This window comes from Sphingobium boeckii (genome assembly GCF_014199215.1).
In the GTDB taxonomy this organism is placed as follows: Bacteria; Pseudomonadota; Alphaproteobacteria; order Sphingomonadales; family Sphingomonadaceae; genus Sphingobium_A; species Sphingobium_A boeckii.
Genome location: NZ_JACIJC010000001.1, coordinates 102592 through 123332, shown reverse-complemented (window position 1 = coordinate 123332; position 20741 = coordinate 102592). Strand labels below are relative to the sequence as shown.

Annotated in this window: 21 protein-coding genes; 8 read left to right on the top strand and 13 right to left on the bottom strand. The window is 62.0% G+C overall.

The annotated features are described in order from the left end of the window. Window positions 1-62 precede the first annotated feature (62 nt). Window positions 63-1295, top strand: coding sequence for an SAM-dependent methyltransferase (locus FHS49_RS00620; RefSeq protein WP_184014387.1), 1233 nt, complete (start codon window positions 63-65; stop codon window positions 1293-1295). 3 nt (window positions 1296-1298) lie between these two features. Here FHS49_RS00620 and bdcA read toward each other — a convergent pair whose 3' ends face one another. Next, the gene (gene bdcA, locus FHS49_RS00615; RefSeq protein WP_184014386.1) at window positions 1299-2012 is read right to left on the bottom strand and encodes an SDR family oxidoreductase; all 714 of its coding nucleotides are present in this window, start codon (window positions 2010-2012) and stop codon (window positions 1299-1301) included. Window positions 2013-2086: 74 nt separating this feature from the next. Between bdcA and FHS49_RS00610 the strand changes: the two genes are divergently transcribed. Together FHS49_RS00610 and FHS49_RS00605 are read left to right on the top strand one after the other, a co-directional pair. Beyond that, entirely contained in the window at window positions 2087-2692 is a 606-nt protein-coding gene (locus FHS49_RS00610; protein ID WP_184014385.1) for a TetR/AcrR family transcriptional regulator, read from the top strand. 38 nt (window positions 2693-2730) lie between these two features. After that, window positions 2731-3951, top strand: a complete 1221-nt coding sequence (locus FHS49_RS00605) for an argininosuccinate synthase (protein WP_184014384.1) — start codon at window positions 2731-2733, stop codon at window positions 3949-3951. Here the strand turns inward: FHS49_RS00605 and FHS49_RS00600 are convergent. From FHS49_RS00600 to FHS49_RS00585, 4 genes are read right to left on the bottom strand one after another with little or no spacing between them, the layout of a single operon-like run. Continuing rightward, a complete protein-coding gene (locus FHS49_RS00600; RefSeq protein WP_184014383.1) occupies window positions 3913-5202 on the bottom strand; it encodes a glycosyltransferase family 87 protein in 1290 nt (429 codons plus the stop codon). The genes FHS49_RS00605 and FHS49_RS00600 overlap by 39 nt on opposite strands. After that, window positions 5124-6323, bottom strand: a complete 1200-nt coding sequence (locus FHS49_RS00595) for a glycosyltransferase family 87 protein (protein ID WP_184014382.1) — start codon at window positions 6321-6323, stop codon at window positions 5124-5126. The genes FHS49_RS00600 and FHS49_RS00595 overlap by 79 nt, the downstream gene beginning before the upstream one ends. Window positions 6324-6328: 5 nt before the next feature. Continuing rightward, window positions 6329-7027: a class I SAM-dependent methyltransferase gene (locus FHS49_RS00590; RefSeq protein ID WP_184014381.1), complete on the bottom strand. Its 699-nt coding sequence runs from the start codon at window positions 7025-7027 to the stop codon at window positions 6329-6331. A 13-nt stretch (window positions 7028-7040) separates the two neighbouring features. After that, complete coding sequence (locus tag FHS49_RS00585) at window positions 7041-7445, bottom strand: GtrA family protein (RefSeq protein WP_184014380.1); 405 nt, start codon at window positions 7443-7445, stop codon at window positions 7041-7043. Window positions 7446-7539: 94 nt separating this feature from the next. On the opposite strand from FHS49_RS00585, the gene FHS49_RS00580 reads away from it, so the two are divergent. Continuing rightward, window positions 7540-9306, top strand: coding sequence for an AcrB/AcrD/AcrF family protein (locus FHS49_RS00580; RefSeq protein ID WP_343052863.1), 1767 nt, complete (start codon window positions 7540-7542; stop codon window positions 9304-9306). On the opposite strand, the gene FHS49_RS00575 is transcribed toward FHS49_RS00580, so the two are convergent. The 8 genes from FHS49_RS00575 to FHS49_RS00540 form a co-directional block, all read right to left on the bottom strand. Beyond that, window positions 9299-9919, bottom strand: a complete 621-nt coding sequence (locus tag FHS49_RS00575) for a MarC family protein (protein ID WP_184014379.1) — start codon at window positions 9917-9919, stop codon at window positions 9299-9301. The two genes, FHS49_RS00580 and FHS49_RS00575, sit on opposite strands and share 8 nt — an antisense overlap. Beyond that, window positions 9916-10806 (bottom strand): bifunctional methylenetetrahydrofolate dehydrogenase/methenyltetrahydrofolate cyclohydrolase FolD, encoded by an 891-nt coding sequence (gene folD / locus FHS49_RS00570; RefSeq protein ID WP_184014378.1) that lies wholly within the window; start codon window positions 10804-10806, stop codon window positions 9916-9918. The genes FHS49_RS00575 and folD overlap by 4 nt, the downstream gene beginning before the upstream one ends. Beyond that, a complete protein-coding gene (locus tag FHS49_RS00565) occupies window positions 10803-11102 on the bottom strand; it encodes a DUF167 domain-containing protein (RefSeq protein WP_184014377.1) in 300 nt (99 codons plus the stop codon). Before FHS49_RS00565 ends, folD begins: the two co-directional genes overlap by 4 nt. A 3-nt stretch (window positions 11103-11105) precedes the next feature. Then, a complete protein-coding gene (locus FHS49_RS00560; RefSeq protein ID WP_184014376.1) occupies window positions 11106-11411 on the bottom strand; it encodes a YggT family protein in 306 nt (101 codons plus the stop codon). Window positions 11412-11470: 59 nt separating this feature from the next. Continuing rightward, on the bottom strand, window positions 11471-12373 hold the full coding sequence (gene argB / locus FHS49_RS00555; RefSeq protein ID WP_184014375.1) for an acetylglutamate kinase: 903 nt from the start codon (window positions 12371-12373) through the stop codon (window positions 11471-11473). Next, window positions 12370-13008, bottom strand: a complete 639-nt coding sequence (locus FHS49_RS00550) for a queuosine precursor transporter (RefSeq protein ID WP_184014374.1) — start codon at window positions 13006-13008, stop codon at window positions 12370-12372. Before FHS49_RS00550 ends, argB begins: the two co-directional genes overlap by 4 nt. Window positions 13009-13253: 245 nt before the next feature. After that, entirely contained in the window at window positions 13254-14123 is an 870-nt protein-coding gene (locus FHS49_RS00545; RefSeq protein WP_184014373.1) for a 3-hydroxybutyryl-CoA dehydrogenase, read from the bottom strand. A 56-nt stretch (window positions 14124-14179) separates the two neighbouring features. Next, the gene (locus FHS49_RS00540) at window positions 14180-15400 is read right to left on the bottom strand and encodes an FAD-dependent monooxygenase (RefSeq protein WP_184014372.1); all 1221 of its coding nucleotides are present in this window, start codon (window positions 15398-15400) and stop codon (window positions 14180-14182) included. Window positions 15401-15551: 151 nt separating this feature from the next. Here FHS49_RS00540 and FHS49_RS00535 point away from each other — a divergent pair, with 151 nt between their 5' ends. From FHS49_RS00535 to ribA, 4 genes are all read left to right on the top strand, one after another. Then, window positions 15552-17885: a DNA translocase FtsK gene (locus FHS49_RS00535; protein WP_184014371.1), complete on the top strand. Its 2334-nt coding sequence runs from the start codon at window positions 15552-15554 to the stop codon at window positions 17883-17885. Window positions 17886-17984: 99 nt separating this feature from the next. After that, entirely contained in the window at window positions 17985-18614 is a 630-nt protein-coding gene (locus FHS49_RS00530; RefSeq protein ID WP_184014370.1) for a LolA family protein, read from the top strand. A 219-nt stretch (window positions 18615-18833) separates the two neighbouring features. Further along, complete coding sequence (locus FHS49_RS00525) at window positions 18834-19628, top strand: exodeoxyribonuclease III (protein ID WP_184014369.1); 795 nt, start codon at window positions 18834-18836, stop codon at window positions 19626-19628. Next, entirely contained in the window at window positions 19625-20683 is a 1059-nt protein-coding gene (ribA, locus tag FHS49_RS00520) for a GTP cyclohydrolase II (RefSeq protein ID WP_184014368.1), read from the top strand. Before FHS49_RS00525 ends, ribA begins: the two co-directional genes overlap by 4 nt. Window positions 20684-20741: the final 58 nt, after the last annotated feature.

Sequence of the window (20741 nt, the reverse complement as noted above, 5' to 3'; positions counted from 1 at the left end):
ACCGCGCGGCCGTCTCTTTTCATTGAGAGCGCAGCCGGGGGGCTGGTTTGAACGGAGGCCGAATGGCGCTGATCGATACTTTTCTCACCCGCATCGTCAAACGCGGGACGCTGACCCTGATCGACCACTCCGGGCGAAGCCGGACGTTCGGCACGCCGGACGCAGACTATGGCGATGTCACCATTCGCTTCACCGACGCCGGCGCTGAAAATTATGTGGTGCGCCACCCCCGGCTGGGCGCAGCGGAAGCCTATATGGATGGCCGGATGGTCATCGAGCGCGGCGATATCCTCGATCTCATCACGCTGATCCGCAAGAATGCGCCGTGGGAGAAGGGCGGCGATCTGAAGATTCGCAATCCCATCCGCCGCACGCTGAGCCGTTGGGGCAGTCAGTTCGACAGGCTGAACTGGCAGGGGCGCTCCAAACAGAATGTGGCGCATCATTATGATCTGGGGAATGACTTCTACCGCCTCTTTCTCGATGCGGACATGCAATATAGCTGCGCCTATTTCACCGATCCTGCCAACAGCCTGGAGCAGGCGCAGGTGGACAAGAAAGCGCATATCGCCGCCAAGCTCTGCCTGAAACCGGGCCAGCGCGTGCTTGATATCGGTTGCGGCTGGGGCGGCATGGCGCTGTTCCTCCACAAGACCTGTGGCGTGGATATCCTCGGCATCACGCTCTCCGAAGAGCAGCTTAAGATCGCGCGCGAACGCGCCGCCGCGACCGGGGTCTCGGATCATGTGAAATTCGCGCTGATCGATTATCGCAATCTGGAGGGGCAGTTCGATCGGATCGTGTCCGTCGGCATGTTCGAGCATGTCGGTCCGCCGCACTTCCGCCAGTTCTTCCAGACATGCCGGAATCTTCTGACTGAGGACGGCGTGATGCTGATCCATACGATCGGCCGTTTCGGCGGTCCCGGAACGACGGACGCCTTCACCCGCAAATACATCTTTCCCGGTGGCTATATCCCGGCGCTGTCCGAGACGCTGGCGGCCAGCGAGAAGAGCAAGCTGATCGCAGCGGATGTGGAAACGCTGCGCCTGCATTACGCCATGACCGTCCGCCATTGGTATAGCCGCACCTTGGAAAAGGCCGACGCCATTACCGCCATGTATGACGCGCGCTTCCTGCGGATGTGGCTCTTCTATCTCGCCGGCGCGATCGCCACGTTCGAAAGCGGCGGCATGGGCAATTACCAGATCCTCTACACCCGCAAGCGCGATGCGATCCCCCTCACCCGCGACTGGATCACGGTGGAGGAGAAACGCATCGCCGCGCGGGCTTGACGATCAGGCGCCGAAGCCGCCGTCGATCGTCTGCATCGATCCGGTGATCATCCCGGCTTCAGGCCCGGCGAGATAGGCGGCCAGCCCCGCGATTTCATCGGCATGAACGTGGCGCTTGATCGCCATGAAGCTGTGCATCAGTTCGGCCATCGGGCCTTCGGCGGGATTCATGTCGGTATCGGTCGGCCCCGGCTGGATGCTGTTGACCGTAATCCGGCGGTCTCCGAAGTCACGCGCGAGACCGCGCACCATGCCCTGCATGGCGGATTTGGTCATCGCGTAGGCGGCCCCGCCCTCAAACGGTATGCGATCGCCATTGGTGGATCCGATCACGATGATCCGGCCGCCGTCCTTCATGCGGCGCGCGGCTTCCACCGCGGCATGATAGGGCGCACGCACGTTGACATCGATCATCTTGTCTATGGCATCGGGATCGATCGTCAGCGGATCGCCCAGTGCGAGCGTTCCCGCGTTGATGACCAGCACGTCGAGCGCCCCTTGAGCCGCCACCGCGGCAATCAAGGCGTCGCGGTCGGCGCTATCGGCCTGCACGGCATTGGCACCCGTGTCATCGGACAATGCCTTGGCTGCATCGGTCGATCCGGCAAAGCTGAACGTAACCTCTGCACCATCCCTTGCGAATCGCTTGACGATGGCGGCACCGATACCGCGGCTTCCTCCTAAAACGAGCACTTTCCTGGCGGTAAAATCGGTCATCAAAACCTCCTTGAGATTTATGTAATGAACGCTATATAAAGCTCGTGGAGCGGATCGCAAGGATTAAATTAGCGATGACTACAAAAACATCCCCGCGCGGTCGGCCGCGCTCGTTCGACAAGGACGCAGCCATCGCCACCGCGCAGCAGCTTTTTCATGAACACGGCTATGATGGCGTGAGCGTCGCCAATCTCGGGACCGCAATGGGGATCAAGCCGCCGAGTTTTTACAGCGCCTTCGGCAGCAAGGCGGGCCTCTTTGCCGAAGTGATCGCGCGCTATGCTGACACAGAAGGTCGCTTCACCACGGAGGCGCTGGCGGGCGATGGTCGCGTCGTCGATGGCATTGAGCGGCTGCTGCTCACCGCCGCGCATATCTATGCGCGCCAGGGCATGAAATCGGGCTGCCTCGTGCTCGATTCCACGCGTAACAGCAGCGATATCGAGGCGCGCACGATCACGGGCGGCATGACGGACCGGTCACGGGCGATGGTAGAGGATTATATCGCCCGCGATTATCCGGACCGCGCCAGAACGCTCTCTGAAATGGTGATGATTGCGATGAAGGGCATGTCATCCGCCGCCCGCGACAATGCCAGCGCGGCATCACTCGAGAATTTCGCGCTGATGGCCGCCAGCGGCTTCAGGCACGAGGTTGCGCAAAACGCGAGAAACGCATAGGCGCGCTGACGTGAATTCGAGCAGATGAAGGACCGGGAATGAGCGAAAAGATCAACCGCGTGGTGCTGGCCTATTCCGGTGGCCTGGATACCAGCGTGATCCTGAAATGGCTCCAGCAGACCTATGGCTGCGAAGTCGTGACCTTCACGGCCGATCTGGGTCAGGGCGAGGAGCTGGAGCCCGCGCGTGCGAAGGCCGAAATGATGGGCGTCAAGCCCGAGCATATCTTCGTCGACGATCTGCGCGAGGAATTCGTCAAGGATTACATCTACCCGATGATGCGCGCCAATGCGCTCTATGAGGGTCTTTATCTGCTGGGCACCTCGATCGCGCGGCCGCTGATCGCCAAGCGCCAGATCGAGATCGCGCGGATGGTCAATGCCGATGCGGTCAGCCACGGTGCCACCGGCAAGGGCAATGATCAGGTCCGCTTCGAACTGGGCTATTATGCGCTGGCTCCGGACATTAAGGTGATCGCGCCGTGGCGCGAATGGGATCTCACGAGCCGCACCCGCCTGATCGAATTCGCCGAGCAGCACCAGATCCCGGTGAGCAAGGACAAACGCGGCGAAAGCCCCTTCTCGACCGACGCCAACATCCTCCACACCTCGTCCGAGGGCAAGGTGCTCGAGGATCCGTGGGACGAGGTCCCCGATTACGTCTATTCGCGAACGGTCAATCCCGAGGATGCGCCGGACGTTCCGCAAGTGATCACGGTCGATTTCGAGCGCGGCGATGCGGTGGCGATCAATGGCGAGGGGATGAGCCCCGCGACATTGCTGGCGAAGCTCAACGATCTTGGCCGCGCGCATGGCATCGGCCGGCTCGATCTGGTCGAGAACCGCTTCGTCGGCATGAAATCACGCGGCATGTATGAAACCCCCGGCGGGACGATCCTGCATCTGGCGCATCGCGGCGTGGAGCAGGTGACGCTGGATCGCGGCGCGGCGCACCTCAAGGACGAACTGATGCCGCGTTATGCCGAACTGCTCTACAACGGCTTCTGGTTCAGCCCCGAGCGCGAGATGCTCCAGGCGGCGATCGACTATAGCCAGGAGAAGGTGACGGGCACCGTCCGCCTCAAGCTCTACAAGGGCAGCGTCTCGATCACGGGCCGCAAATCGCCCCATTCGCTCTATTCGGAAAAAGTCGTCACCTTCGAGGATGATCAGGGTGCCTATGACCAGCGCGACGCGGAAGGCTTCATCAAGCTGAACGCGCTAAGGCTGCGGCTGCTCGGTCGCCGCGACCACGCCTGAATGCGCTTTTAATTGACGACGTGCGATACGATCTTGCTCGATCAAAGCTGCAAGCAAAATCAATGGCGCAACGGGCAGTCCAACTTGGACGAGCGTCATTTGAAAAAATGGAAGTACGAATGCGGCAGCGAGTATGGCTTTCTGTCTTTTTGCGTCCAAGCCGTTTGCCCGCGCAGCGAACACCAGGGCAGCCAGAGACTGAACGGGCATATCATAGATAAAAGCATAAGGCAGAACGAGAAAGATCGCTGTGCCCGCGAGCAGCCCAATGTCCATTATCGGAATGCGGATCGCAATTGCACGAATGACGATGGTTATTGCGACAATGGCGGAAATGGCCTGCGCAACGTTCGCTAGGATGCGTGTGGCACCCAATTGAAGCATGGAAACCGTGGTTGTTGGCATCATCGAGAGGAAAGCCATGCCCGACATATCAATCAGGCTAGCCTGAAAGCTCAGAGTTTGGGTGACATAGAGAATCCATAAATGTCCGCCAAAGAACAGGCTTGCCACCACGCCCAATAAAATGCTGAAGGTCGTGGCCCATATCATAACCTTTACCTCTCGACGCAATGCGAGGACAAGGAAGACCAACACCCCCATGTGGGGTTTGATGGTCATGACAGCGAACGCAAAACCCGCCCGTTTTGGAAAAGTATCGAGCCAACGCCAGCCATAAAGCGCAAGCGCACCGATCAGAAAGCCGTAGTGCGCCGCCCAGATGTTTACAAAACCCGCGGGAAGAAGGGCAGCCCACCACCACGGAACATCTGACGCAACAAGATATGGCTTCGCCGCGTGTGTGAAAAGTGCGAGACCCAACGCAGTCCATACCGCCAAGGCGAGCCCATATGGCAAAAGAGAAAATGCCGCCGCCAGAAACAAGCTGTGAGGCGGATAGGAATAAGCATATATACCTTTAACGCCGAGCGCGGCCCATAGCGTCTCTCGATAAGCGTCTAGATCATAAATAAGTCGAGATTGATCTGCCAGAGCAAGCGTTCCGCCGTGCCAGACATTAACAAAATCGCGTCCTAGTCGAATATATTGATTGATCGCAAGACCATCATGGATCGTTAGAAAGTCGCGGACCAAAAATGAAAAGCCCATAATTAAAATTGTAGCAGCGATAACGAAGCTCCAATCCCCAAAGGGTTGCCTCCGCTTTCTATTCATATCGAGTTTCTTCCCGGCACCATCCGCCAAGCCGCACATCCCAGAAACAGCATCAATATAATCGGTGACGGCCATAGATTGAGCCTGGCCAGCGGCACCAAGATCAGCGGAATCATGAACGCCGCCGCATAGACTGCCCGATCCGGGCTATACCATTTCACGCCGAACCGCGCCGCACACACCAGCGCCACCACGCACAGCGCGACCATGTCATAATTGAAGCTATAGGGCAGGATCAGCGGGATCGCGACGATGCTCAGCAGGCCGAGGTCACGGATCGGCACACTGCGCTTATGGGCCCAGATCAGAGTCGCCACCGCATAGAACCCGATCACGATCTGGCCGATCATGACCAGTCCCGGATCGCGGGTCAGCGCATACAGCATCCGTCCCGATGTGGGCATCATATAGCTATAGGGCTGGGTCGGCACGATCTCGATCAGGCCGGCCTGAAAGCTGAGTGTGGAACTGAGCCAGGTCGTCCAGGACCAAGATCCAAAAACCAGTATCGATAGCGCCACGAGCGCGCCCGTCCCCGCAGCCGCCCAATAAGCGGTCTTCCACTGCCGCTTCATCGCCAGCACCAGCGGCACCAAAATGCCCATATGCGGTTTCACGGTCATCACGGCGAAGGCGAGGCCGCTGCGCATCGGATTGTTCTCCGCGCGCCGCCAGCCATAAAGCGCAAGCGCGCCGATCAGGAAACCGAAATGCCCGGCCCAGATATTGACGATCGTTGCCGGCAGGATCAGCCCCGCCCAGCCCGGCAGTCCAAGATCGCGGAGCCACGGGCGCGCGGCGTGGCAAAACAGGCCGAAGGTGAGGATCAGCCAGGCCGCCAGCGCGACCAGATAGCCCGTCATGCCGAAGGGCAGCGAGAGCAGAAGCATGTGCGGCGGATAGGAATAGGCGTAAAGCCCGGCGAAACCGGCCTTCTCGAACAGCGTTTTGCGATAGATGTCGCGGTCATAAACGCCCGCCGCGCCATGGTGCAGAGCTTCCTGTCCGCCATGCCAGATGTTGATGAAATCACGACCGATCAGCGCCTGCGAATTGACATGCAAACCCTGCATTCCCGTCAATTCCTTGTGGATCAGCTTGTAACTATACCATCCCGTCGCCGGCCATACAGCCACGCCCCAAAGCCCGAAAACCATGACCAGCTTGAGGAAACCCCGCCCCAATTCGCGCATCATCGCGTTCAGAGTCCGTCCTCACGATAATAGATGTCCCGTCCGATGCCCTCGATCGCATGTCCTTCCGGAATGGGCGTGAGATAGCGCAACAGACTGTGCGGATAGGGAAAGAAGTGGAGGTGCGGATTGAAGGTGAAGCGATATTCGCGTTCCTGCGGCACCACCACGATCAGCCGCTTTTTTGCCACGCGACGCAGCTCCGTCAGCGCCGTTCTAAATTCCAGAATATGCTCCAGAACATGCGTGCAGATGACGGTATCGAAGCTGTCATCGTCAAACGGCAGACGCTCGACATGGCCCTCGACGAACCGGATATCGGGATGGCGCGTGCGGGTGCCCTCCTCGATGATGAAATCGGTCCCGGTCAGCGCCAGATCGGGACGGCGGTGCTTGAGCCAATCCAGCAGATAGCCCGTGCCGCAACCCACATCGAGCACCGCTTCTCCCACGACATCGGTCTGGATCCGCTCAAGACACGCGGCCGAATTGTCGGTCTCGTCCTGAACCCGCGGCATCCGTTCATAGACATGGCGATATTCTTCCGCCGTCACGAAAGGAATGCGTTCGCGGAAGCGTTCGATGTCGTCGACCAGCGGCCCCCAGTGACGACGGAACAGCCAGCGCATCGCACCCGAATCGCGGATGAAGGGCGGGATCGCCTCTTCAAGCACGGTGCGGATCATGTTGGTGGTTTCGCGTTTCATTGAATCGGTCCTGTCAGCCGAACGTCCAGCGGCGGTGCATGACGAAGCTCGCCAGCGGCGTAACGAATATCATCGGAATCATCGGTGCCCAATCGGGTTGCGCCCAATGCTCGACCAGCGCGAAAACCCACAGCCAGTTCATCGCAAAAGCCACCAGATTGACCGCCACGAACATCATCATGCGCTGCCGCATATTATCCCGGTCACCGTGATCGCGAAAACTGTAGCCGCTGTGCACGCCAAATCCGCACGCAAGACAGAGCAGGAAAGAGAGCGTGACCGCCATGCGCGGACTCATGCCGAGCGGTGCCACGAACAGCCAATAGGTGACCGCGCCAAGCAAGGTGATCGCCCCACCTGCCAGGCCATAGCGCAGCAACTGGCCCAATGTTTGACGCTTTTCCAGAGTATCGATCATTGATGCACTATGCTTGCCCTTTAGCGCCGTCGCCTTAAAGCATTCGTTCGACCATTCAAGCGGTGAACATCATGGGAATATTGGGGCTCAAGCCGTGATCGAAACCGGAGCGGGCAAGGACCGCTGGAAATTGTGGCTGATCCTGATCTGGCTGATTGCGTCCGCAGGGTTGATTGCATGGCGCTGGGGCCGGATTCACTGGCTCGCGCTGGGCGACACCGATGACAATATGCGGCTGATGGAAGTGCGCGCCTGGCTGAATGGTCAGGGCTGGTATGACCTGCGGCAATATCGACTGAACCCGCCCCAGGGCTTCAACATTCACTGGTCACGCCTGGTGGACATCCCGATCGCGGGCATCATCCTGGCGGTCAAACCGTTTTTCGGGACGGCGATCGCCGAGCGCGCTGCCATTGCGATCGCGCCGTTGCTGCCACTGGGCGTCGCATTGTTCGGTGTCGCGCTCACCACACGGCGTCTTGTCGCGCCGCTCAGTTTCGCCTTGGCGGCGGCGCTGCTGCTCACCGCGCAGTCCACAATGGGCATGTTCCAGCCGGCACGGATCGATCACCATGGCTGGCAGTTGGCGATGATGGCGCTGCTTGTGGCGGGGATCGCGAATCCGGATCGGCGGCGCGGCGGCCTGCTGGTCGGCGGCGCAAGCGTCCTGTCGCTGGTGATCGGATTCGAGATGATGCCCTATCTCGCACTGGCCGGTGCGATCATGGCGCTGTTCTGGGTCTGGGAGCGCGAAGAGGCTGCGCGCCTGCAGACCTATGGCGTGATGCTCGCGGGCGGCTCTGCGCTCGGCTATGCGCTCTTTGCATCCTGGGACAATGCCGCGCCGCGATGCGACGTGCTCTCCCCGGTGTGGATGTCGACGATGGTTCTGACCGGCGCGCTGCTCACCGTGCTGGCGCGGCTGCCCTTGCGCGGACGCCTGATGCGGCTGGGCGCGGGCATCGTGGCGGCGGCCATTGTCGGTGGGTTCTTCATCCTGTTCTGGCCGCAATGCCTTGGCCGGCCTGAAGGCGTATCTCCCGAACTACAGGCCAAGTGGCTCGATAATATCCGCGAGGTCAAACCCGTTTACCGGCAGGAATGGAAGATGATGTGGGCGATGCTCGCATTGCCGGTGATCGGCGCGATCGGAAGCCTGCTCAGCCTGTGGATCCACAGGCGGGATCAAAAGCGGCTGATGGCCTGGTGCGGCGTGGCGACGCTGTGCCTGGTGAGCCTGGGGATGATGTTTTTCCAGTCGCGCGCCACGGCCGCGGCGCAATTGCTGGCCGTGCCCGGTGGTCTTGCCTTGATGTGGATTGCGCTGCCCTGGGTGCGCGGGCAGAAGAATATGCTGGCGCGCGTATTGGGCACGCCCGCGCTGTTCCTGGTGGGATCGGGCCTGTTCATCCAGCTTGGCATTCAGGCGATCCCCGAAAAGGCCGAAAAGCCGGTTTACAAAAAGGTCAATCTGGCCGGCGCGCGCTGCTCCACCATCCCGTCCATGGCGGGATTGAACACGCTGCCCAGGGCGACGATCATGACGATGGTCGATCTGGGGCCGCGGCTGATCACGCTGACGCATCATAATGCGATTGCGGGGCCATATCACCGCAATGGCGAAGCGATCCTGGACATGCACCATGCGTTCGACGGCACACCGGAGGCGGCGCGCGCGATCGCGAAGAAGCACGGAGCGACGCTGCTGATGATCTGCCCGGATTTCGCGGAGGGCACGGTCTATAAGGCGCGCAGCCCCAAGGGCTTTTATGCGCAGATCGAAGCGGGCACGGTGCCCGCATGGCTCGATCCGGTGACGCTGCCCAAGGGATCGCCGTTCAAGGTCTGGCGCGTCAGGTAAAGCTGGCGCGGATCCCGTCGATCACGAATTGGGCGGCAAGCGCGGCGAGCAAGACGCCGAGCAGACGCGTGACGACGGTTTCCACCTTATGGCCGATCAGCGTCATCAGCGGTCCTGCCAGCAGCAGCGCGATCAGCGTTATCGCCAGCACGGCACCAAGCGCGGCGAGCACGACGAAGGTCTGTTCGATCCCTTGGCTGCGCGCCATCATCAGCATGGTGGAGGCGATCGAGCCCGGCCCGGCGATCATCGGGATCGCCATGGGGAAGATCGAAACATCCTCCACCTGCGGCGTTTCCATCACCTCCTTGGCGCGCTCTTCCCGTCGCTGGGTGCGTTTCTCGAACACCATCTCCAGCGCGATCAAAAAGAGCATGATGCCGCCGGCGATGCGAAAGCTGTCGAGGCTGATTCCCAGCGCGCCCAGCAGCTTTTCGCCGAACAGCGCGAAGATCAACAGGATGATCGCCGCGACGACGACCGCGCGGATCGCCATGGCGCGCCGATGCGCGGCGGTGGCACCATGCGTGAGCGACGCATAGATCGGCGCACAACCCGGCGGATCGATCACCACCAGAAAAGTGATGAAGGCCGAGACGAACAGCTCGATCACAGGGATACCGCCTCGAAAGGCACATCCGCATTGCGATGCGCCGCCACCAGCGTGTTACGGAGCAGCACCGCGATCGTCATGGGGCCGACGCCGCCCGGCACCGGCGTGATCGCGCCTGCGACCGCGGCGGCGCTGACGAAATCCACATCGCCCACCAGCCGGCTCTTGCCGCCATCGGCGGGAATGCGGTTGATCCCGACGTCGATCACGGCGGCACCGGGCTTCAGCCAATCGCCCCTGATCATTTCCGGTCGACCCACGGCCGCCACCACGATATCGGCGGCGCGCACCACGGCGGGCAGATCGCGTGTGCGTGAATGTGCGACCGTGACCGTGCAGCTTTCGGCCAGCAGGAGCTGCGCCATCGGTTTTCCGACGATATTGGAGCGGCCGATGACCACCGCATTCAGCCCTGAAAGGTCACCCAACCGGTCTTTTAGCAGCATCAGGCAGCCCAGCGGCGTGCAGGGCACGAACCCTTCGATCCCGGTGGCCAGTCGGCCGGCATTGACCGGATGGAAGCCATCCACATCCTTGTCCGGATCGATCGCAGCGATCACCGCATTTTCGTCGATATGCCTGGGCAAAGGCAATTGCACCAGGATGCCGTCCACCGCGGGATCGGCATTGAGCTGTGCGACCAGCGCCAGCAGCGCGGCTTGGGTCGTATCGGCAGACAAGCGATGCTCGAAGCTTTCCATCCCGGCCTCGATCGTCGCCTTGTGCTTGGCGCGCACATAGACCTGGCTGGCGGGATTTTCGCCCACCAGCACAACGGCGAGCCCAGGTGCGCGACCAGCCTTGGCCACAAAGGCGGCAACGCCATCCGCGATCCGCGCCCTGAGCCCCGCCGCAAAGGCTTTTCCGTCGATGATATTTTCTGTCATGGGACCGCGCTGTAAAGCCTAAGCGCGCAGCTTTCCAGCCGCTGTGGATCGCCTTTCAAATGCAGACGCTTCAACCGCGCCGTTTCCCCCGCGATCAGCGTCACATCGCGCTTCGCCAGATCGAACGCCTTGGCCAGAAAATACACCAGCGCTTCATTGGCAGCGCCCTCCACGGGAGGCGCGCGGAGCCTCACCTGAAACCAGTCATCCCCGCCGGCAATCGCATCGCGCGACGCCCTTGGCGTCACGCGGACGGCGATCCGGATCCCGTCGTCAAGACGGGTCCAGGCCGGCAAGCCTCAGCCCAGCCCCTGATTGGCGAACATCGTGATCAGATAGGGGATCAGCGTGCCGCGCAGGAACATGAGGATCAGCAACACCACCAGCGGCGAGAGATCGAGCATCCCCAGATCGGGCATGATCTTGCGGATCGGCCGGTAGAAGGGCTCCGTCATCCGGTGCAGCGCCTCCAGCAGATTGCGGACGAACTGGCTCTGCATGTTGATCACGTTGAACGCGACCAGCCAGGACAGGACCGCCTGGATGACGATGATATAGGTGAATATCATCAACAGAAAATCGATGGTCTGAAGAAGCAGGATCATGACGCTGTGTTTTTCCTCATTGCGTTATCGCAGCCTGTAACCGATCGGCAATTCGCGGTCTAGCGATGCACCAGCGTGCCTGCGCCCTGACGGGTGAAGATTTCCAGCAGCATCGCATGGGGAATGCGGCCATCGAGGATGACCGCGGCGTCCACGCCCTGTTCCACTGCATTCACGCAGGTCTCCACCTTGGGGATCATCCCGCCGGAGATCGTGCCGTCGGCTTTCAGCGCCTCGATTCCCGCCGGATCGAGATCGCTCACCAGCGCCCCGGATTTGTCCAAAACGCCCGCCACATCGGTCAGCAGGAAAAAGCGCGCCGCCTTCAGCTCGGCCGCGATCGCGCCGGCCATCGTATCCGCATTGATATTATAAGTGTGCCCGTCAGCCCCCATCGCGATCGGCGCGACCACGGGAATGATCCCGGCGGCGGACAGCGTATCAAGGATGCGCCGGTCCACCGCTACGGGCTCGCCCACGAAGCCCAGATCGACGTGCCGTTCGATGCCTTGCAACGGGTCCGCCGTCTCCCGGCCCACCTTGCGCGCAGTGACCAGCCCGGCGTCCTTGCCCGAGATGCCCGTGGCCCGGCCGCCGGCACCCGCAATCCAGCTTACGATTTCCTTGTTGATCGATCCGGCGAGCACCATCTCCGCGATCCGGGCGGTTTCCGCATCGGTCACGCGCAGGCCGTTGACGAATTGCGTCTCGACACCCAGTTTTTTCAGCATCGCGCCGATCTGCGGCCCGCCGCCATGCACGACCACGGGATTGATGCCGACCGCTTTCAGCAGCACCACATCCTCGGCGAAATCGCGCGCCAGCTCCGGATCGCCCATCGCATGGCCGCCATATTTTACAACAAAGGTCTGGCCGGCGTAGCGCTGCAGATAAGGCAGCGCCTCGGTCAGCGTTTCCGCTTTGGCAAGCATGGCGGGATCGGGAAGATGATCGAGATTCATTGTGTATTTACTCCGGCATCGAGCTTCTTCCCGATGGCGACAAAGAACATGATAAGGAACGGCACCAGCACGATCGAAAGCACCACCTTGGCGAGCATCTGCCCGGCCATCAGCGCCATGATCGGCCTTTCGCCGAGGAACGAGATCGAGATGAAAAGCAATGTATCGATCACCTGCGATATGACGCTGGCGATGATTCCACGCAACCACACCAATTTGCCTTCGCCGCGCGAAAGCCGCGAAAAGATCAGCACGTTGAGCGTCTGCGAAATGCCGTAGGACACCAGGCCGGCGATCATCATCCGCGCGCTTTGCCCCACCACGATCGGAAAGGCGTCCACGGCGGGCGGATACATGCCTGAATCATGCGGCAGCGCGAGCACGATCTGGATCAGCAATGCCGAGACGATCAGCGGAATGAAGCCCAGCCGCACGAGCGACGTCGCCGTCTTCTGCCCGTGCAGTTCGGCGATCGCGCTGCTGATCACCACGAGCAGAAGAAAGCCGAAGATACCCGCTTCCACCGCCAGCGGCCCCAGCGCCACCTGCTTCACGCCCAGCACGCCCGCGATGCAGGTCATGCCGCCATACAACACCGAAAATACGAACAGAGAACGTGATATCGTGACTGGCATGGATTTCCCCGGCCCCGGACTGGATTGGCCCGCATAGCGCCTTGTGCGGAATGCGGAAACCCAAATGCTCAAGCGTCCCGAAACCATTCGGGCCGCGCCTTTCCTGCTCCCCTCCAGCCTTTGCTGGAGGGGCTGGGGGTGGTTTCTCTTCTTCTCAATCAGGTGAAATCAGAAGAAGGCCACCCCCAACCCCTCCACAAAGGCGTGGAAGTGGAGAAGCAAAAGCGCTCAATAGATCCCGATCCTCAGCGCGTCGGCACCGGTTCGTCGCCCGAATAATCGTAGAAACCGCGCCCCGTCTTGCGGCCGAGCCAGCCGGCTTCCACATATTTCACCAGCAAGGGGGCCGGGCGGTATTTGGGATCGCCCGTGCCGTCCTGCAGAACACGGCAGATTTCGAGGCAGGTATCCAATCCGATGAAATCGGCCAGCGTCAGCGGACCCATGGGATGATTGAGGCCTAGCTGAACCGCGGTGTCGATATCGCGCACCGTCGCCACGCCCTCGCCCAGCGCAAAGCACGCTTCGTTGAGCATTGGCAGCAGGATGCGGTTCACGATGAACCCAGGGGCATCATTGGCGTGGACCACCTTCTTGCCCAACGCGATGGCATAGGTCTCGACCAGTTTCACCGTCTCGTCTGACGTCGCCAGCCCGCGGATCAGTTCGATCAATCCCATGAGCGGCACGGGATTGAAGAAATGCACGCCTACGAAGCGCTTGGGATCAGGCGAAGCCTGTGCCAGCCGCGTGATCGGAATGGACGATGTGTTGGAAGCCAGCACCGCCTGATGCCCCAATATCTTGCCGACCTCGGCAAAAATGGCGCGCTTCACCTCTTCGCGTTCGGTGGCCGCCTCGATCACCAGACCGGCAGCGGCCATCGGCTCGAACGTCGCCACCGGCTCGATCCGGGCCAGCGCCTGATCCCGCGCTTCCGCCGCGATCTTTTCCTTTTCGACCAGGCGCCCGAGCTGTTTGGCGATGCTCTCCTTCGCGCGCTCGGCAATCTCCAGCTTCGCATCGGCCAGATAGACGTGATAGCCGGCCTGCGCCGAAACCTGGGCGATTCCGGCCCCCATCTGCCCCGCACCGATCACGCCAATCGCCTGCATTGGATATCCTTTCAAAGCCTGTGACCGCGCTCAATAGCCGCGCGAATGAGCACGCGCTAGACGGTCAGACCCTGCAGCAGCTTTGGCAATGCGCCCGATTCGCCCCGCGCCTCATCCATGAAACGCGCCTTGAGCGCCGGGATACGCTGGACCGCACCCAGGCCGAAACGGCGGATCGCCAGCGCGGTCTTGCCCGGCACGCCAAACAGCCGGGTCAATCCGTCGGTGGACGCGGCCACCATCAGGCTGTCGAGCGAACGCCAGCGTTCATAGCGCGCCAGCAATTGCGGATCGCCCGGATCGAGCCCGATCCGCACGCCATCGATCAGCACCTCCGCCAGCGCGCCCACATCGCGGAACCCCAGATTGAGCCCCTGCCCTGCGATCGGATGGATGCCGTGCGCCGAATCGCCCACCAGCGCGAGCCGCTGCGCCGTGATCTTCGCGGTATGCTGAAAGCCAAGCGGATAGCTGGAGCGCGGTGCTGCGGCGCGCAATGCGCCCAGCATCCCGCCCATGCGCTTGTCCGCCTCCGCCAGAAAGGCGCGATCGGACAATGCCAGCATGGCGGGGGCGTCGGATGCCTTCACCGTCCACACGATAGCGGACCGCGGTGACCCATCTGCGCCGGGCAACATCGGCAGCAATGCAAAAGGCCCGGCCGGATAGAAAATCTCATAGGCGACATTGCCATGAGGCACATCATGGGCGAGCGCCGAGATGATCGCGACATGATCATAGGTCCAGTGCGCGATATTGATCCCGGCGGCGGCGCGCGTCGGCGATTTGCGGCCTTCGGCAGCGATCAACAGCGATCCGGTGAAGATGCGGCCGTCCTCCAGCGTGACGGTCACGCCGTGCTCGTCGCGCTGCACATCGGCGGCGCGCGCGGGCATCACCAGCGTGATATTCTGCGCGGCCAGCGCGGTCTCCCGCAAGGCCAGGCGGAGCGCGCGATTCTCGAACATGATGCCGAGCGGCCCTTCGGCCGGATCGGGCGCAAAATTCAATGTGCCTTTCGAAAGGCCATCGCTCACGCGGATCTCGCGGATCGGGCAGCCCTGCCCCTCCAGCCGCGCGCCCACGCCGATCGCTTCCAGCATCTTCCAGCTTGCGCTCGCCACGGCGGACGCCCGCCCGTCGAAGCCTGGCGCAATCTGGGTTTCGGGATTGGCCACATCGATCACGATGCTCGAAAGGCCATGCGCATCAAGCGCGATTGCGAGCGTGAGGCCAACCAGCCCGCCGCCCAATATGATCACATCGGCGCGTTCCATAAACCGCTCCTAAACCCATCGCCGCACAAGCAAAAGAGCACATCGACTCATCGCGGGAATCCAGTCTCTTAAGCCCGACTCTTGACGCAGACTCCCGCTAAAGCGCATTGTGCCGTGACGAGACACATGTTTCGGAGCGAATGGGGACAGCATGGCAAGCCGCAGTCTGGTCAAGACGGAGCCGGTATGGCGCGAATCGATGAAGCGCGGCGCTGTGCGCAGCAGCGCGCTGTTCGGCGGCATGGCTTTGATAGTGTTCACGCTTTTGCTCATTCTGGCGCTCGCCAGCTACCGTCCAAGTGATCCTTCGATGATGACGGCCGCCGCTGGTCCGGCGCGAAATCTGGTCGGCGGCGGCGGTGCGTGGACCGCTGATTTGCTGCTCTGGGTGTTCGGACCGGCGATCGTTTTGATCGTGCCGCTGACGCTGGTGTTCGGATTGAGGCTCTGCCGCGGGGTTCAGGTTGGTCATTGGCGCAGCATGTTGGTGGGATCGCTGCTCGGCATTTCGCTGGTCGGTGCGTCGCTGGCGCTGTTCCGTGCCAACGCGGTTCCTGCGCTGCCGGGCGGGTTCGGGGGCGCGGTGGGCATTGCCATCGCCGGCGTGGTGCAATGGGCGTTGGCCTTTATCGGCCATGCGGACATTCGTGGTTGGGTGAAGATCGCGGCGCTGTTGCTGTTCGCCGGCGCGGGCATCGTGATCTGGGCCAAGAGCCTTGGGCTGGACGACGGCGAACGCGCCTGGCTATTCCGTCGCCGCAATCGGGCCGATGCGCATGACGATGCCGAGGATGAGCCACTGGCCTTCGAAGCCCCTTCACGGCCCAAGCGCGAGGACGTGCAGGCGGAGCCGCGCAAGATCCAGGTCGCCGAAGATCGCAAACCGCCGATCATCTCGCTGCCCGGCAAGAAGGAGCCGCAGCCGGAGAAGAAGCCGCAGGGCGCGGTGCAGACGGCGTTCGATCTGCGCGACCGCTATACCATGCCGTCGCCCGATTTGCTGATCCCCGCGCCACCATCGACCACGCCAGTGCTCGATAAGGCCACGCTTGAGCGCAATGCCCGGCTGCTGGAGACCGTGCTGGACGATTTCCATGTGAAAGGCGCGATCGTCGAGGTCCGCCCCGGCCCGGTCGTCACCATGTATGAGCTTGAGCCGGCTCCGGGCATCAGGGCCAGCCGCGTCATCCAATTGGCCGACGATATCGCGCGCAACATGTCCGCCCAGTCCGCCCGCGTCGCCACCATCCCCGGTAGGAATGTGATCGGCATCGAGCTGCCCAACAAGATCCGCGAGGCGGTGTCCTTCCATGAAATGGTGACATCGCATCAATTCACCGATCAGACCGCACAACTGGCGCTGATCCTTGGCAAGAATATCGCAGGCGATCCGGTGATCGCCGATCTGGCACCGATGCCGCATCTGCTGGTGGCGGGCACCACGGGCTCGGGCAAATCGGTCGGGCTTAACAGCATGATCCTGTCGCTGCTCTATCGGCTCAGCCCGGATCAGTGCCGGATGATCATGATCGATCCCAAGCATCTCGAGCTTTCGAGCTATGAGGGCATTCCCCATCTCCTCTCCCCCGTGGTGACGGATCCATTGAAGGCGGTGCGCGCGCTCAAATGGGCGGTGGAGCAGATGGAGGAGCGCTATCGGATGATGGCTTCGGTCGGCGTGCGCGGGCTTGCCGGCTTTAACGACAAGGTGCGTGCGGCGCGGGTGAAGGGGCAGAAGCTCGGCCGCCGCGTCCAGACGGGCTATGATGCCGAGACCGGCCAGCCGATCTATGAGGAAGAGCAGCTCGATTATCAGCCGCTGCCCCAGATCGTGGTCATCGTCGATGAGCTGGCCGATCTGATGATGACCGCGGGCAAGGAAGTCGAATTCCTGATCCAGCGACTCGCCCAGAAGGCGCGCGCGGCGGGCATCCATCTGATCATGGCCACGCAACGCCCGTCGGTCGATGTGATCACCGGCGTGATCAAGGCCAATCTGCCGACACGCATCAGCTTTTCCGTCACCAGCAAGATCGATTCGCGCACCATTCTGGGCGAGCAGGGTGCCGAACAGCTTCTAGGCAAGGGCGACATGCTCTATATGCCCGGCGGCAAGCAGATCGCGCGTGTCCACGGCCCGTTCGTTTCGGATGAAGAGGTGATGCGCGTGGCGGATCACTGGCGTGGCCAGGGCAGCCCCGAATATGTGCAGGCCGTCACCGAAGAACCGGAGGACGGCGGCTATCTGATGGATGGCGCGCCCGATGGCGAAGATAGCCCGGAAGAGCAGGAATATCGCAAGGCGGTTCAGCTCGTCGCCGAAAGCCAGAAGGCCTCCACAAGCTGGCTCCAGCGGCAGTTGCGCATCGGCTATAACCGCGCCGCGCGCCTGATCGAACGGATGGAAAAGGAAGGCCATGTCGGTCGTCCCGATCATGTCGGCCGCCGCGAAGTTCTGATGGATACGGACGGACGGCCGCTTTAGCGAGACCGTGCCAAGGAACCGGCGCGGGTCTGCCGGGGTTCACTTGGCATTCAAGCCATGGGCTCCATAGGCTCTTTCCGAACAGTTCAGGAGTTTTCGATGTTTCGCCGATACGCCCTCGCTTTGGCCGCTGCGCCGCTGATTCTGACCGGGATCGCCATGCCGGGCGTGGCCGCTGCGCCTTCGGCCGATCTGGACAGGGTTTCGGCGCACCTTCAAGCGGTGGCCAGCATGACGGCCGGCTTCACGCAGACCGACCGCGCAGGCAAGGTGCTCACCGGCGAACTCACGCTGAAGCGGCCGGGCAAGATCCGGTTCCAATATCAAAAGGGTGTGCCCTTGCTGATCGTCGGCGATGGCAAGGCGCTGACCATGATCGATTATCAGGTGAATCAGGTGCAGCGCTGGCCGATCGGCAAATCGCCGCTGGCCGTATTGCTCAATCCGGCCGGCAATCTGGCGAGTGTGGCCAGAGTGGTGCCCACGGCTGACAACCGGATTGTTCTTGTCGAAGCGCGCGATCCCAAGAAACCCGAGTTTGGCACCCTGACGCTGGCATTCCAGCGCAATGCCGGCGCGCCCGGCGGTCTGATGCTGCAGGGTTGGGTGGCGCTCGATTCTCAGAATAATCGAACGTCGATCCGGCTATCGAACCAGAAGTTCAATGTCGCCGTGTCCGACAACACGTTCAAATGGCGCGACCCACGCCCGCAAAATCGCGGTCGCTGACGATCCTGTTCATATTGGCGACAGGTCCATAGGCCTAAAACCAATTTGCGGACGTGGGGCCAGATCGGGATTTCCCCCTGTTGCCCAATCGGCCTCACGCCCCGCCTCGCGTGACGAAACGCCAGGTCGGCCCTCGCTCCACGCCCCCGGAGCGGGGGCCTTTCCTTTTTCGGAAACCCCGGCCTTGCGGCCCTGTCAGCCCGGAGGCTACAGGACTTCATGGCCGACACGCTCACAATCGCTTCCTGGAACATCAATTCGGTCCGTTTCCGCATGGAAATCGTGGAGCGCTTCCTGCGGGAGGACGCACCGGATATCCTGTGCCTTCAGGAAACCAAGACCGAGGATGCCACGTTCCCCGCCGCCGCCTTCCGCGCATTGGGCTATAAGCACCAGATTCTCCATGGTCAGCGGATGCACCATGGCGTCGCCATCGTCAGCAAGATCCCCATTCATGAGGACGACCGGCTGGACTGGCAGGCCAATGGCGAGGCCCGGCATGTGGGCGTCCGGCTGGATAACGGCCTGCGTCTGGAGAATGTCTATGTTCCCGCCGGGGGCGATATTCCCGATCGCGATGCCAATCCCAAATTCGGCCAGAAGCTCGACTTCCTCGAGCGCATGATCGACTGGTCAGGCAAGCTCGATGTGCCGACTTTGCTGGTGGGCGACTTCAACATCGCGCCGCTGGAATCGGATGTGTGGAACCATAAGCAATTGCTGGGCGTGGTGAGCCACACACCGATCGAGGTGGAAACGCTGGGCCGGCTCCAGGCAGCGCATGACTGGGTCGATCTCGGCCGCCATTTCTATCCCGCCCCGGCACGGCTCCACACCTGGTGGAGCTATCGTTCCAAGGACTGGACCGTGAACGATCGCGGCCGCCGGCTGGATCATATGTGGGCCAGCCCGGAAATCGCCCAAAAAGCCATAGCGCACCGGGTCTGCGAACCCTGCCGCAACTGGCTCAAGCCATCCGATCATGTGCCGCTCGTCACGGAGTTTCGCTTTTGAGCGACCCGCGCGCCGCCGCCCGCGCCATCGACGCGCTCCGGCGTGGCTGGCCGATCGCGATTGCGGGGGCCGAAGGCGCGCTGACCCTGCTGGCGATCGAAACCGCCGATGGGGGCCGGCTGGCGGCTTTCGACCCCGCACAACAGGCCGCCATCCTGATCTCCGCGGCGCGGGCGGTCACGCTCAAACTGGCCAATCAGATGGACGCCGCACACCCTGAAAAGCCGGTGATCGTGGCGCGTGCGCCGTGGATCGATCTTTCCGGCGCGGTGGCGCTGGCCGATCCGGCGCTGGATCTGGCGACGCCGCTCAAGGGGCCATATCGCGCGCTGCCCGTTTTGCACGCCGATGCGGCTGGCGCGGCGCTGGAACTGGCGCGGCTGGCTGGATTGCTGCCCGCTTTCTTCATCGGCGGCACGGGCTTACCTGAAGTGACCATCGCCCCGGACGATATCGCCGCCTATGACGATTCCGCCGAGCTGGTGATCGCGGCGCGCGCCCGGTTGCCGATCGCGGTGGCCGAGAATAGCGAGATCGTGGCGTTTCGCAGCGCCGATCAATCGGGCGAGCATGTTGCGCTGATCATCGGTCAGCCCGATGGCACGCCGCCGCTGGTACGTCTGCACAGCGAATGCCTGACGGGGGATGTGCTGGGATCGCTGAAATGCGATTGCGGCCCGCAACTCCATGGCGCGCTGCACGAGATCGCCGCGCATTGGGGGATATTGCTCTATCTGCGACAGGAAGGCCGCGGCATCGGCCTGATCAACAAGCTGCGCGCCTACAGCCTTCAGGATCAGGGCTTCGATACGGTGGACGCCAATCTGCGGCTGGGCTTTGCGATCGACGCGCGCGATTTCGGGGTGGCAGCGCGAATGCTCACGCTGATCGGACAGACGACCATCCGTTTGCTGACGAACAATCCGAACAAGGTGGAAAAATTGCGGTCTCTGGGCGTGGATGTGATCGAGCGCGTGCCGCACCGAATCGAGGCCAATGTGCATAATCGCGGCTATCTGGACGCCAAGCGGGACCGGACCGGGCACCAGCTTTAGCGAGTGGCGGATTGCTGCCTAAGGTCACACTAGGGTCGCACCTGAAACGCGGTTTGAA